The sequence below is a fragment of the Azoarcus indigens genome, assembly GCF_004361735.1.
GTDB classification, from domain to species: domain Bacteria; phylum Pseudomonadota; class Gammaproteobacteria; order Burkholderiales; family Rhodocyclaceae; genus Azoarcus; species Azoarcus indigens.
On sequence record NZ_SNVV01000035.1, the window covers coordinates 1 to 13,717 of the forward strand.

Consider the following 13,717-nt stretch of genomic DNA (forward strand, 5'->3'; position numbering starts at 1 on the left):
GCCGGTGATCGCGCTCTCGGCGCCGGCCGGCATCGCCCTGGGCAGCGGGCGCAGCATCGCCCTGGGGGCGGACGAGTTCCTGGATGCCGCCGCCCAGCAGCAGCTGCAGCTCACCGCGGGCGAGCGCATGGTGCTCAACGCCGGCAACGGCCTGGGCACCTTCGCCCAGGCGGGCGACATGCGCCATATCGCGCATCAGGGGGAGATGCTGCTGCAGGCCCAGCACAACAGCCTCCGGGTGGAGGCCGACCAGAGTGTGGAGATCAGTGCCAGCCAGCAGCATGTGCAGATCTCGGCAAAGGAGCACATCACGCTCTTGTGCGGTGGGGCTTACATCAGGATCGCCGGCGGGAACATCGAACTGGGCATGCCGGGCAGCCTCATTGTGAAGGCCGGAAAGCACCGCTTTACCGGTCCGGCCTATCGCAGCCCCGAACTGAATGCCGGGTCTCTCGACCTCTTCGAAAAAATGCCGCGCATTCCCCTCGACCCCGCCGATCTGCCGCTCTCCGAATAGCGCCCCATCGGAACCTACATCGATGCTCATCAGCCCCCCTTTCCTTCAAGCCACCGCGCCTCAAGAGATAGACACGACCAGCGGCGACGTCATGGCACTGGGTGAAAAGACCGGCAAGGGCGCCTTCCCCGTCAGCCATCGCTTCGGCTGGCATGGCGGCGTCCATCTGACAGCACCGGGCGCGCCAGGCAGCCCGGAACCCGTCCGCGCCATTGCCGACGGCGAAGTCGTGTTCGCCCGCGACAGTGACCCCATCCCGCTCGCCGCCGCTCCCACCCATCCACTGCTGTACTACACCGGCTGGACCAGCAATGGCGTCATGGTTCTCAAACACACCACCGAGATCGGGGAAGACCTCACCGTCACCTTCTATTCGATCTATCAGCATCTGCACACGCTGGAGAACAAAGCGGGCACCCAGACAAAGCTGAAAGCCGGCGACAAGGTCTATCGCAAAGAGCCCATCGGCAAAGCCGGTGTCATATACGGCCGGGCGCACTGCATCCACTTCGAGATCGTCACGGATGAAGAGAACGTGGAAAAGCTGATGGGCCGCAGCCACGGCCCTCTTGTCGCAACGGAAGGGCGGCGCAATAGCGTCTGGGGCGACATGCATATTGTCCTGCCCACGGGCACCCCGCTCTATCAGCAGGATCCACGCACCGAAACAAAGCCCTATACGGTCCGGCTCTTCAATTCCGCCCTGGGCGCAGGCAATGACACCCTGGAATCGGTCGCACAGCGCTTCAACACCACACCCAAGCGCATCCGCCAACTCAACGGCTCTCCCGCCCGGGCCGCCAACTGGTGGGCCACGCTGACTGGCGCCGCACAGAAGGCGCAGAACAAACCCGAACCGACCGTTGCCAAGCGAACCATCCGGGTCCCCGCCATCCATGGCGCGGCCGCGGCCACACCACCAGAGGGAATCAGCGCCGAAGAATGGCGCAACTGGCAGGCCACCGTCGTCGGATACACCTCCAGCCCCCTGATCGTCAGCCTGAGTGAAGCGCTCGGAACAATCACCCTCACCACCCGTCAAGGCAACGGCACCATCACCGGCTCATGCACCGAGAAAAATGGCGGCTACGACCTCTACAAGACCGCCGTAAAGGGCTACCCTGGCTGCCCCAGTGCCGGCTATGAAATGCTGCGCTTCGGCCGGGTCATCGGCCCGGACGCGCCCGCCGAGTCCGACCTACTGGACGGCCGCCTGCCCCACTTCCGCAAGATCGCTGTCCCCGGCACAACGCCTGTTTTCGTGAATCTCAATGTCGCGGGGGGTCAAGTGTTCAGCGATGCCGACTTCCCCCACTGGCTCGGCTGGACCTTCATCGACGATGACACGGATGGCAACAGCCGCTGCGATTCAGCCCAACTCGTAGACCTGATCGAGCCCCCAACTCCCGCGCCTATCCAAGTCGCCATGCTCGAGGCGCCGGGGGAAAACGTTGTCTCAGTAAATACCAGCACCCAGCACAAAGACCGCCTCCTGCGCGCCTATCTCAAGCTTCAGTCCGGAGCCATGCGGGAGCGCCTGAGCTATTGCGTCGTCAAGCAGCCCACGGAATGGTCCCGGGAGGACTTCGACAACCGCTGGCGCTGGGCCAAAGACACGCCAGGCACGCTACCCGCCCATGTCCTGTTTGAGGAGCATCTTTCCTCAGATGCCTATGAACGGCTCAAGCAGCACCATCAGGCCCTGGCCTTTTGGGAAGAGGCCACCGCGGCTGGTCTTGCATTGGATAAGGTGCATTATCACTTTCATCCGATACGGTTCATCCAAACGTTCAGAAAATGCAACTGGCTCGACACCAAAGAATTTGCTCAGTGTATCCCTCGTAAGAACAGACACCTTACAGGGACCACCTTCGCCGATCAGCTGGTAGCGACATGGCCTGAGGCCCTCTTTAGAGCAGGCAAATGGGCATTACCACTCAACAAAACGATGCGGAAATATCTAATATCATCAACCACACAAAGAATCCTTCATTTTTTTTCGCAGCTAATGGAGGAGTCAGGCTACTTAACCTCAACCAAAGAGAGAGGCGGGGAGAAGAAAACCTACGCCCCCTATCATGGACGTGGGCTTATACAAATAACTCGCGCAAATAATTATATTAAATACGGAAATTACAGAATTTTTAATAAAACGAATCCGACAACACTAGAAAAATTCTCAGAGCTGGGATGGAACCCAGACGAACTAATATCACAAAGCGATACTGCATATAACGCAGAAAACTGCGCGGACAGCGCAGGATTCTATTGGATTAACGCAGAAATAACAGCCAATGGCCTAGTGGGTCTAGACGTATCCGATAGAGGATTCACACCGAATCACATCACAAATTCATCCAAACTTGTAAACGGAAACGTATCTATCGAGAAAATAAACGGTCTCGACATCCGCCTGCAGTCGGGAGTTTTCCTAAAATATGTTCTTCTAGACATACCTTTCCCAACAAAGGCAGAAGAGGAACTATCCTTTATCTGGCGAAAAAATAGAGACAAGGAGCTAACCTTAGATACCGCTGGCCAGCCGATTCTGAACACCCAAGGAGAACCTCAAACTAGCTTTATCCCTATAGAGCACAAAATCGGAGTTTATCTGTCATGGCAAAGACCCTAATTTCCATATTTCTCCTGGCACTTACATTTTCATCAAATGCAATCTCATGCGAAACAACGAAATCAAGAAAAAGCGCAATAAAACAACTCTACTCGAATAAAGAATATAAAAAATTCATTTGCGGATATAGCTCATGCAAAAAGAACGAATTCGAAAAAAAAATAGAATTTAATATAAAAAAAATATTGTCACCGCCTTTTATTTTGTGTTTTGCAGAGCCTAATTTTAACGTAAAAAACAGATACACCGGAATACTAACTTTTGACAGCAGAAAAACCAAACTACATCTTGTCTTGTATAATACTGATCTAGAAATTAGATCAGCAGAAGATACCGTATTAATAGCAAATCTGGCCACTGACAACCATGATGAAACGACGAGTTCTTACAGTTATGTCTGGGATGGCCACACTTTTCGCTAGAAGCCCCTGATCAATTGATGTACCGAGCAACCGCACCCAAGCCAGCTATTTCCAGCCGACTCCGATGATCGATTTTTCCACCCCTACTCTGCTGCTTTTCGAGGCCGTTTCGGCCCCGAGCGCTCATCTTCGAGCGCAGCGGGCGGATTTCACCCATCAACGCATCAGTGCTCGCCCCGCCAGGTAAAGATTGGTCAATCCGATCAGCGAGAACACCTGAGCGGCATTCTTCGCGCCCCCCTTGTAGCGCACCTTCGTGTAACCGAACTGGCGCTTGATCACGCGAAACACGTGCTCAACCCCCGCGCGGATCGAAGACATCTTGTGGTTGAAGCGCTTGTTCGCCCCGGTCAGCGGATGCGGCTTGCTGGCCTTGAGCGACACGCCCCAGAACACGCCGGCCTTGCGGGCCAAGCGCTTGAGCTTGTTGTTGACGTACCCCTTGTCGCCGAACACCGCCCTGTCGTCCTCGCGCAGCAGATACGGCAATTGGCTGATATCCGAGGCGTTGGCCGGCATCACCGATACCGTATGCACGAGTCCCGAATTGACGTCGGCGCCCACGTGGATCTTCATGCCGAAGAACCACTGCTTGCCCTTCTTCGTCTGGTGCATTTCGGGATCGCGTCTGTTGTCCAGGTTCTTCGTCGACGGGGGCGCGTGGATGATCGTCGCATCGACCATCGTGCCGCCCTTGAGCAGCAGTCCACGCGCCTCAAGCGCGTCGTTGATGATGTTCATCATCTGCGCGCTCAGTCCGTGCTTCTCCAGCAGATGTCGGAACTTGAGGAGGGCCGTCTCGTCGGGCATCGCGTCGTTGGCCAGTTCGAGACCCGCAAAGCGGCGCATCGACTCGATCTCGTAGAGCGCGTCTTCCATCGCCGGATCCGACAGCGCGTACCACTGCTGCATGAAGTAGATCCGCAGCATCGTTGCCAGCGGCATCGGCGGACGACCGCGCCGGCCAGGCTTCGGAGAGTGCGGTTCGATCACCGCGAGCAGCGCTGCCCATGGCACCACCGTCTCCATCTTGGCCAGGAAGCGCTCCCGGCGGGTCGGCTTCTTCTTCCTGTCGAAGGCCAACGAGGCGAACGTCGCTTGTTTCATGGGGCCAGCGCAGATTATGTCTTCAGTATTTTACGGGCTCGGAATAGATCAGAGCTTCCTTAGTGACGACGGCGTCATCGCTGCCTGCTAGAAACCTCAGATAAGCTGCGCCCCAAAAACAAATCGGCCGCCCGGAATACCTCGAGCGGCCGATCTGTTTTGGGCAGGCTACAGCGACTCAGCCCCGCGCATCACCCCAACGCAGTGGCGTGTGCTCGTCGCCGACATAGAGGGTCTCACCTGAGCGATCCACGCAGTACTGCGGCGACAGGATTTTCTCGGAGAAGCGCATGCCCTCGCCCACCCGGGTGTATTCGAACAAGATGCTGCGTTCCACACGGGCGCCGGCGCGGATGTGGCTGCCGTGGCCTATCCAGGTCGGGCCGATGATGGAGGCGCCCGGTTCGATACGCACGTTGGAGCCGATGTACACCGGGCCGACGATCTGCACACTGTCCCACGCGATGGAGGTGTTCAGGCCTACCCAGACGCCCTGGCGCACTTCGTTGCCGGGCATGTCCATCTGCGCCACTTCCCCGCGCAGTACCCGCTGTAGCACCGACCAGTAGTCGGTCAGGCGGCCGATGTCTATCCAGTTGAAGAAGCGCTTCTGGGCGAAGAAGGGCTTGCCCTGCTCCACCAGCAAGGGGAACAGCTGGCTACCGATATCGAACTCCTGCTTGGGCGGGACGAGATCCAGCACTTCCGGTTCGAAGATGTAGATGCCCGTGCTGGCCAGGGTGGATTTCGCTTCGTCCGGCCGGGGTTTTTCCTGGAAGGACTGCACACGGCTCTCTTCGTCGGTTACCACCACGCCGTAGTTCTGAACTTGGTCGCGCGGCACGTCCAGGGTCACCACACTGGCCAGCGCGCCCTTGTGGCGGTGCTCGTCGAGCGCGGCGCGGATGTCCAGGTCGATGATGGCGTCGCCGCAGATCACCAGCGTGGTGTCGTCGAAGAAGCCGCCGAAGTCCTGGATCTTGCGCATGCCGCCAGCGGAGCCCAGCGCCTTGGGCACAATGTCGCCGTACTCGCGGCCGCCCTCGTAGGAGTAGCCGATCTCGACGCCCCAGCGGTGGCCGTCGCCGAAGTAGTTCTCGATCTTGTAGTGGTTGAAGGCCACGTTGATCATGATCTCGCGGATGCCGAAGCGGGCGAGGTGTTCGATCAGGTACTCCAGCACCGGTTTGCCGAGTATCGGCACCATGGGCTTGGGCACGTTCTTCGTCAGCGGGCGCACCCGCGTTCCTTGGCCCGCGGCCAGGATCATTCCTTTTGCCAAGTCGATACCTCTCTGGTGAATGAAAAGACGTTCTCCGCTGCACCCGCCTCAGGCAGGCGCGCGGCCATAGGTATCCTCGAAACGGATGATGTCGTCCTCGCCAAGGTAGCTGCCGGACTGCACCTCGATGATCTCCAGCGGCACCTTGCCCGGGTTGGCGAGCCGATGGGTATGCCCCAGCGGGATGAAAGTGGACTCGTTCTCCGCGAGCAGGAAGGTGCGCTCGCCGCAGGTCACCTCGGCGGTGCCGCGTACCACGATCCAGTGCTCCGCGCGGTGGTGGTGCATCTGCAGGCTGAGCCGCGCCCCCGGCGCCACCACGATGCGCTTGACCTGGAAGCGCTCGCCGGAGTCGATGGAGTCGTACCAGCCCCAGGGCCGGTGCACCTTGCGGTGGGTCTGTGCCAGTTCGCGGCCCTGCTCGCGCAGGCGGGCGACCACCTTCTTCACTTCCTGGGTGCGGCTGCGGTGGGCGACCATGACCGCGTCCGCCGTCTCCACCACCACCATGTCCTCGCAGCCCAGCGCCGCCACCAGCCGGCTGCCGGCATGCACGAGGGTGTTGCGGCTGCCCTCGATCAGCACATCGCCGCGGGAGCAGTTGCCTTCGTCGTCCTTGGCGGACACTTCCCACAGCGCGTCCCAGGCGCCGACGTCTGACCAGCCGGCCGCCATCGGTACGACCACCACGCCATTCTCGGCCGCGGTGTCGGTGGATAGCGGCTCCATGACGGCGTAGTCGATGGAGTCGGAGCGGCAGGCCTCGAAGGCGGCTTTGTCCACCCGCAGGAAATCGGCGTCCGCCTTGCAGCCGTCGAAGGCATGCGTGCAGGCTTCGGCGATGTCCGGGGCGTACTTCTGCATTGCCGCCAGCCACACCGAGGCCTTCATCATGAAGATGCCGCTGTTCCACAGGTGTTCGCCGCCGGCCAGATAGCGCTCGGCGGTTTCCGCATCCGGTTTTTCGACGAAGCCGACGCAGCGCCGCGCGGTGGCCGCGCCATCCAGTTGGGCGCCGACGCGGATGTAGCCGTAGCCGGTTTCCGCCCGCTCCGGCACGATGCCGAAGGTGACCATGCCGCCGGCCTCCGCCTGCAGCGCGCCTTCGGACACCGCCGCCTGGAAGGCCTCCAGATCGTTGATCACATGATCCGCCGGCATCACCAGCAGCACCGGGTCGGCGCCGGCGGCACGTGCGGCCAGCGCAGCCAGGGTCAGCGCCGGCGCGGTGTTGCGCCCCGCCGGTTCGAGCACGATGCGGCCGCCGGTGACGCCGATGTGGCGCAGTTGCTCGGCAATGACGAAGCGGTAGTCCTCGTTGCTCACCACCAGCGGCTCCGCATCCACCTCGTCCGGCGAGAAGCCGGACAGCCGCAGCGCGGTCTGCTGCAGCATGGAGAGTTCGCCGGTAAGCGGCAGCAGCTGCTTGGGATAGGCCTCGCGGGAAGCCGGCCACAGGCGGGTGCCCGCGCCGCCAGAGAGAATCACGCTCTTGATCGCCATGCTGGTATCACTCCTTCATTGCTTCAACGGCGGCCGATGCCGAAATACTCGATGCCCTTTTCCCGCACCAGTTCGGGGTCGTACATATTGCGTCCGTCGAACACCACCGGCTGGCGCAGACGGCTGCGGATGGCCTCGAAATCCGGGCTGCGGAACTCCTTCCATTCGGTGACGATGACCAGCGCGTCCGCGCCTTCCAGCGCGCTCTTCGGCCGGCCGGCGTAGGTCAGGCGGGACTCGTCGCCGAAGATGCGCTCCGCCTCCAGCATCGCCACCGGGTCGTAGGCGGTGACGGTGGCGCCGCGCTTGAACAGCTCCTCGATGATCACCCGGCTGGGCGCCTCGCGCATGTCGTCGGTATCCGGCTTGAAGGCCAGGCCCCACAGGGCGAAGCGGCGGCCGGAGAGGTCCTCGCCGAAGCGGGCGACGATCTTGTCGATCAGCACATGCTTCTGGGCGCCGTTGGCATCTTCCACCGCGGTCAGCACCTTGAGGTCGCGGCCGTGCTCGCCGGCGGTGCGGATCAGTGCCTTCACGTCCTTGGGGAAGCAGGAGCCGCCGTAGCCGCAGCCGGCATAGAGGAAATGCCAGCCGATGCGGGGATCGGAACCTATGCCCTGGCGCACCAGTTCGATGTCCGCACCCAGCGTCTCGGCCAGGTTGGCCAGCTCGTTCATGAAGCTGATGCGCGTCGCCAGCATGGCGTTGGCGGCGTACTTGGTGAGCTCGGCCGAGCGCACGTCCATGAACACCAGTTTGTCGTGCTTGCGCTGGAAGGGGGCATAGAGCTGTCGCATCAGGCCAAGAGCGCGCTCATCGTCGGCACCGACGACGATGCGGTCCGGCCGCATGAAGTCGTCCACCGCAGCGCCTTCCTTCAGGAACTCCGGGTTGGAGACCACCGAAAACGGCAGGTCGACGTTGCGCTTGGACAGCTCGTCGGCAATCGCTGCCTTCACCTTGTCGCCCGTGCCCACCGGCACGGTGGATTTGTCGACGACGACCCGGTAGCCGTCCATATAGCGACCGATGTTGCGCGCCGCCGCCAACACATACTGCAGGTCGGCCGAGCCATCCTCGTCCGGCGGCGTGCCTACCGCGATGAACTGGATTTCGCCGAAGCGCGCGGCCTTCTCCACGTCGGTGGTGAAGGACAGCCGCCCGGCTTCCACGTTGCGCCTCACCATCTCCAGCAGGCCCGGCTCGTGGATGGGGATGCCGCCCTCTTCCAGGATGCGGATCTTGGCCGCATCCACGTCCAGGCAGAGCACATCGTTGCCGACATCCGCCAGGCACGCACCGGAGACCAGGCCGACATAGCCGGTACCGATCACGGTCAGTTTCATTTTTACTCCCCTTACGTTCAGTTGATTTCAGGCACACCAGGCCAGCAGCCCGGTGCAAATTCAAAGCTCACTTCCACAGATCCCAGGGGAATGCCGCCAGCAACGGCTGCGGATCGAAAGTGAAGGCCGGCATGCCGCCCATCTCGATCGCCTCGGCAATGGACGCGGCGTACTCGAAGTTCTCCCGCCCGGTGCCGTAGTAGTAGTCCTGGTACTTGAACAGGTTTTCCGTCTCGGAAAGCCGGACATACCGTGCAGGTATGCCGAAGGCCTCGGCAATGATGAGGCCATGCAGGGAACTGGCCAGAACCAGGCGGGCCCGCAGTATCTCCGCAATCACCTTGTTCCAGCCCAGCAAGGGTGAAACGACATGTGACTGTCCGGCCACCAATGCCAGGTCATGCAGATTGGGCACGAAAACATGGGGCAGCTCGCCGGTGCATTCGAAGCGCTCGCGGAACAGATGCGGCACCAGCAGCGCCGGATCGCCGAACACCGAGGGCACCTCGAAACCGCGCTTGCGCAGGAACTCTTGGGTCAGCGGCCCCCGCACCGCACGAATGTCGAGCGCCGTTGCGATGAAGGCGGACTCCGGCACCTTGCCATTCACGCCGGAACCCCAGATCACATCGCCATTGGCAGCGAAATGCAGGACCGAGCCGATGGCCAGCATGCGCGCCGCACTTGTCACTTCGTCTTCCAGCGTCAAGCCGCGGGAAGCCAGCAACTGGGAAACGACGATACGGCCGAGGTGATCGCCGAAATTCACCCGGCCATCGGCCGGTCGCCAGCAATAAACGGAAACATGGTTGTAAGGCAAAGGTGCGTGGACCGGGGCCACCGCAGATTCGTCATTGAACAGCGCTCTAATCTTCCGTTTCAGCATGCTCTCTCTGACCGCAGTCTCTCTCTGGAAAACGAACTCAGGCCGAACGCAGCAGCGCCCGGCTTTGCAGGATGGCAAATACATTGCGACGGAAAGCCGGCCATGCCGCATTGATCAGCAGGAAGGCGAGCAGCATTGCCGCGACGCCGATGGCAAGCCGCATCGGCAACCCCTCGCCCCAGTGCCAGGACGCCAGCGCTGAAGCCGCACCGCATAGGCCATAGCCGACGATGACGCGCAGTCCATTGCCGAACATGCCCTTCACTGGCGCGCCGGAACCGCGCAGCCATAGCAGCCCCCACATCCAGGACAGTGCCATGCCGCAGGCAAAGGCAGTGGCGACGCCGTGCACGCCCCAGAACGACCCGGTGACCACCAGCGCGATCAGCACCAGCCGCGAACTCAGGGTGAAGCGGAAATGGGAACCGGTCAGCCCCTTGGAGACAAAGACCCAATAGCTGGCATAGGCCGCGGTCTGGAACACGCCGGCAAAGGCCAGGATCTGGAACACCGGTACCGCCGGTGCCCACTGCTGGCCCAGCACCAGCACGATCAGCGGCTCCGCCTGGGCGCAGCCAAAAGCGAAGGCGGCGACGATGAGGTGCAACAGCACCGACTGCCCGTGCAGCAGGAAACGGCTGTAGCGCGCCTCATCCTGGTTCAGCCGCGACAACACCGGCAGCGCGATGGTCGTGGCCGGCGCATTGATCTGGTTCAGCGGCAGCATCAGCAGCTGGTAAGCCCGGTTGTACAGGCCCAGCACCTCGGCGCCAAAGCGGTGGCCGATGATCAAGGCATCGACGTTGCGGCTGAAGTAGGTGATGAGCTGGGTATTCATCAAGTTCCAGCCGAAGCGCAGCAGACCCTGCATGTCGGCATTTCGCCGCGGCAGGCCGGGGCGCCAGCCGGTGGCCGCCACCAGCAGCAGCAGGGTGAGGCCGATCTGGCCCACCTGCTGCGCCACCAGCGCCCAGTAGCCGTAGCCACGCAGCGCCAGCACCACGCCTATGGACAGCCCCACCGCCTGCCCGATCACCTCGACGCCGGCCAGGCGGCCGAAGCGCATCTCCCGGTTCAACTGGGCGCGGTACTGGGTGGCAAGGCCATTGAACAGGAAGGTCAGCGCCAACGCCTGGGCGATGGGCTGCAACAGTGGCTCGCGGTAGAAGGCGGCGATCAAGGGCGCGCAGGCATACACCACGCCGGCCAGCAGCAGACCGATCAGCGAGTTGATCCAGAACAGGTTGCTGCGCTGCTGGGCGGTCAGCTGGCGCGCCTGCACCGCAGCGGACGACAGGCCGAAATCCCGCAGTACCTCGCCGACGCCGACGATGGCCATCACCATCGCCAGCAGGCCGTAGTCGCCCGGGGACAGCAGGCGCGCGAGCACGATGATGCCGCCGAACTGGAGCAGGATCTTGCAACCCTGCCCGCCCATGGTCACCAGCGCACCGCGGGCGGCGGTGCTGCCCAGGCGCTTGTCGGCGACCGGCCCCGGGGGCGGCGCGGCGGAAACGCTCTCGGCCGTCATTGGGCCTCCAGCGGGCGGCCGAGGATGGCAGAGAGGTAGGCGCGGTAATGCTGATCGCCGGCATCCGCCCATTCGCGGCGGGAGAAATCAGGCATCGGTGCACGAACATCGCTGCGGAGCTGCGTCAGCGCCGCCTCCAGCTTGGCCGGCTCCAGCTCGCCGTCATACATATAGACCCATCCCGGCCCCACCTCGGCGGCCAGTGCCTCGTTGGCTTCGTTGCGCGGCACCAGCACCGGCCGGTTCAGCGACAGCGCCAGCAGCAGCGAACCGGAGTTGTGCATCTGGCGGAAGGGCAGCACGACGAGCTCCGCCTCGCCGATCTCCTTAGCCAGAGTGACGTCGTCTACATAGGCCAGCAGGGACGTAACGCGCGGGTCTAACGCGCCGGCCGCCTCGATCTCCCCGCGCAGTTCGGCGGTGGAGGGATTGCCCACCAGGCGCAAGCTGAAGTCCTTATCCCCGGCCGGCAAGCCGCGGAAGCACTCCAGCAGCGTCTCCACCCCCTTGTAGGGCCGGATCAGGCCGAAATACAGCAGCCGGCCGGGCACGCTGGCCGGCACCGCCTTGTCGGCGAACCAGTCGCGGTAGTGGCCGTGCAGAATGGTGACCGTCTGCGGCGCCCGCGGCTCGGTGACGGCGTTGATGCGTATCCACATCTGCGTACGGCTGTCCAGCAGGCGCAGCAGGAAACGCTCGGCTGCTCCCGCGCTCTCGTGCGGCGCAAGGTTGTGCAGCGTGCGCACCACCGGTCGGCGCAGCACCGTGGTACGCGCCAGCAGCGCCAGGAACAGCGCATAGCGCACCGCCCGGCTGCGCCCTTCCGCCCGCAGCAGGAATTCCGGCCAATGGACGTGGAACACGTCGTAGCGGCCGAACAGCGCGGTACGCCAGGAGAAGAACGCCACCTCGGCATGCGGCGATACCGCCGCTACCACTTGCTTGACATAGGGATTGTCGTTCTCGGTTTGCCGGAACAGGGATTGCAGCACCCTGATCTGCGGTTGTTGCCCGGTCGCGACAGCCTTGCTGACAGCCATCTTCAACATCTCCGATTGCCCTGGCTTCAGGCTTAGAACTGGAAGTAAATGAACGAGGCGCCGCCGGGCGAGAGCGCCGCCAGGGACAGCGCCAGGCCGACGATCGCACCGCCCTGCAGCACCACCGGCGCCCTGCAATAGGCCACCGCAGCCCGGGTGAACCATCCCTTTGGCAGGTAGTGCAACAGCACGGCCAGCAGCAGCACGCCCAGGCCCATCAGCGTGAAGGGCGCATTGTTCGACACCGGCTGCAGCATCGCGGAGACATAGGCCGCGGCGCTGTCGAGATCCGGCGCACGGAACAGGATGCGGGACAGGGCCACGACCTGGAAGGCGAGGAAGATGGCGAGCAGCCGGGCACCGGCTGAGGTCGGCTCTGGCGACAACCCCCTCGCCTCCCTGCACCCCCGGCGCCAGCGCTCGAAGCAGACGAAGCTGCCGTGGATCACACCGTAGAGCACGAAATTCCACCCCGCACCATGCCAGATGCCGATGGCGACGAAGGTGATGTAGAGGTTGATATAGACGTTGCCGTGCTTGGAGCCGCCGATGCCGAAATACAGGTAGTCGCGGAAGAAGCTGGACATGGAGATGTGCCAGCGCTGCCAGAAGTTGGACACGCTGGTGGCCTGGTAGGGCCGGTCGAAGTTCTCCATCAGGTCAAAGCCCAGCAACTTGGCGACGCCGCGGGCGATGTCGGTATAGCCGGAGAGGTCCATGTAGAGTTGGAAGCTGAAGGCATACACCGCCACCAGCAGGAACAGCGGCGAATACTCCGAGGGCGCGGCAAAGGCCGGATTCACCAGCTGTACGGCCAGGACGTCGGCAAAAGCCATCTTCTTGATGAAGCCGCGCAGGATCAGAACCAACCCTTCCTCCATGCGCTTCTCGTCGTCCTTCGGCAGATGCTCCAACTGCGGCATGAACTGGCGCGCGCGGGTAATGGGGCCGGACAGCACCGTCGGGAAGAAGGCGACGAAGAGTGCGAAGTCCCGGAAGCTGTCGGTGGCCTTCTCCTTGCCGCGGTAGATGTCCAGCGTGTAGGACAGGCTCTGGAAGGTGAAGAAGGAAATACCGATGGGCAGCAGCACCTGCAGCAGCGGCAGGTTGGCCTCGAAGCCCACGGTGTTCAGCAGCTGGCCGGCGCTCTCGATGAAGAAATTGACATACTTGAAGTAGGCCAGCACTCCCAGCGAGGCCAGCAGCGCCGCCGCCAGCCAACGCTTGCGCACGGTGGCCGAGGAGCTGGCCTCGATGGCGCGGCCGGCAACAAAGTTCACCCCGCTCATGAACAGCAGCAGCGCGGCATAGCGCCAATCCCAGCACATGTAGAAGTAATAGCTGGCAGCCAGCAGCATGTTCTTGCGCGCATCCGCATGGCGCAGCAGCAGCCGGTTGAGGCCGAAGACGACGGCCAGGAACAGGAAGAAATGCAGCGACTGGAAGGACAT

At 62.4% G+C, this 13,717-nt stretch carries 10 protein-coding genes; 2 read left to right on the top strand and 8 right to left on the bottom strand.

The window, feature by feature from the left end:
- Together C7389_RS23345 and C7389_RS23350 are read left to right on the top strand one after the other, a co-directional pair.
- Positions 1 to 517 (top strand): DUF2345 domain-containing protein (locus C7389_RS23345; RefSeq protein WP_133595072.1); only part of this gene is annotated, 517 nt, incomplete at its 5' end.
- A gap of 22 nt (positions 518 to 539) precedes the next feature.
- Positions 540 to 3,149: a peptidoglycan DD-metalloendopeptidase family protein gene (locus tag C7389_RS23350; protein WP_133595073.1), complete on the top strand. Its 2,610-nt coding sequence runs from the start codon at positions 540 to 542 to the stop codon at positions 3,147 to 3,149.
- Between the two features lie 578 nt (positions 3,150 to 3,727).
- Here C7389_RS23350 and C7389_RS23355 read toward each other — a convergent pair.
- From C7389_RS23355 to C7389_RS23390, 8 genes are all read right to left on the bottom strand, one after another.
- Positions 3,728 to 4,678 carry an IS5 family transposase gene (locus C7389_RS23355; RefSeq protein ID WP_133595074.1) on the bottom strand — a complete coding sequence of 317 codons (951 nt, stop codon included), beginning with the start codon at positions 4,676 to 4,678 and terminating at the stop codon, positions 3,728 to 3,730.
- A 178-nt stretch (positions 4,679 to 4,856) separates the two neighbouring features.
- Positions 4,857 to 5,948 carry a nucleotidyltransferase family protein gene (locus tag C7389_RS23360; protein ID WP_133595075.1) on the bottom strand — a complete coding sequence of 364 codons (1,092 nt, stop codon included), beginning with the start codon at positions 5,946 to 5,948 and terminating at the stop codon, positions 4,857 to 4,859.
- 60 nt (positions 5,949 to 6,008) lie between these two features.
- Positions 6,009 to 7,463, bottom strand: a complete 1,455-nt coding sequence (locus tag C7389_RS23365) for a mannose-1-phosphate guanylyltransferase/mannose-6-phosphate isomerase (RefSeq protein ID WP_133595076.1) — start codon at positions 7,461 to 7,463, stop codon at positions 6,009 to 6,011.
- 23 nt (positions 7,464 to 7,486) lie between these two features.
- Positions 7,487 to 8,809, bottom strand: coding sequence for a UDP-glucose dehydrogenase family protein (locus C7389_RS23370; RefSeq protein WP_133595077.1), 1,323 nt, complete (start codon positions 8,807 to 8,809; stop codon positions 7,487 to 7,489).
- 67 nt (positions 8,810 to 8,876) lie between these two features.
- On the bottom strand, positions 8,877 to 9,695 hold the full coding sequence (locus C7389_RS23375; protein WP_133595078.1) for a polysaccharide pyruvyl transferase family protein: 819 nt from the start codon (positions 9,693 to 9,695) through the stop codon (positions 8,877 to 8,879).
- A gap of 37 nt (positions 9,696 to 9,732) precedes the next feature.
- The gene (locus C7389_RS23380) at positions 9,733 to 11,226 is read right to left on the bottom strand and encodes a lipopolysaccharide biosynthesis protein (protein WP_133595079.1); all 1,494 of its coding nucleotides are present in this window, start codon (positions 11,224 to 11,226) and stop codon (positions 9,733 to 9,735) included.
- Positions 11,223 to 12,266 carry a glycosyltransferase gene (locus tag C7389_RS23385; protein ID WP_133595080.1) on the bottom strand — a complete coding sequence of 348 codons (1,044 nt, stop codon included), beginning with the start codon at positions 12,264 to 12,266 and terminating at the stop codon, positions 11,223 to 11,225. The genes C7389_RS23380 and C7389_RS23385 overlap by 4 nt, the downstream gene beginning before the upstream one ends.
- A gap of 32 nt (positions 12,267 to 12,298) precedes the next feature.
- Entirely contained in the window at positions 12,299 to 13,717 is a 1,419-nt protein-coding gene (locus C7389_RS23390) for an MBOAT family O-acyltransferase (RefSeq protein WP_133595081.1), read from the bottom strand.

What these genes read in the sequence shown, in the direction of transcription:
- C7389_RS23350 (WP_133595073.1), top strand. Translation starts at nt 540, where the DNA reads ATGCTCATCAGCCCCCCTTTCCTTCAAGCCACCGCGCCTCAAGAGATA.
- C7389_RS23355 (WP_133595074.1), bottom strand. Translation starts at nt 4,678, where the DNA reads ATGAAACAAGCGACGTTCGCCTCGTTGGCCTTCGACAGGAAGAAGAAG.
- C7389_RS23360 (WP_133595075.1), bottom strand. Translation starts at nt 5,948, where the DNA reads ATGATCCTGGCCGCGGGCCAAGGAACGCGGGTGCGCCCGCTGACGAAG.
- C7389_RS23365 (WP_133595076.1), bottom strand. Translation starts at nt 7,463, where the DNA reads ATGGCGATCAAGAGCGTGATTCTCTCTGGCGGCGCGGGCACCCGCCTG.
- C7389_RS23370 (WP_133595077.1), bottom strand. Translation starts at nt 8,809, where the DNA reads ATGAAACTGACCGTGATCGGTACCGGCTATGTCGGCCTGGTCTCCGGT.
- C7389_RS23375 (WP_133595078.1), bottom strand. Translation starts at nt 9,695, where the DNA reads ATGCTGAAACGGAAGATTAGAGCGCTGTTCAATGACGAATCTGCGGTG.
- C7389_RS23380 (WP_133595079.1), bottom strand. Translation starts at nt 11,226, where the DNA reads ATGACGGCCGAGAGCGTTTCCGCCGCGCCGCCCCCGGGGCCGGTCGCC.
- C7389_RS23385 (WP_133595080.1), bottom strand. Translation starts at nt 12,266, where the DNA reads ATGGCTGTCAGCAAGGCTGTCGCGACCGGGCAACAACCGCAGATCAGG.
- C7389_RS23390 (WP_133595081.1), bottom strand. Translation starts at nt 13,717, where the DNA reads ATGTCCTTCCAGTCGCTGCATTTCTTCCTGTTCCTGGCCGTCGTCTTC.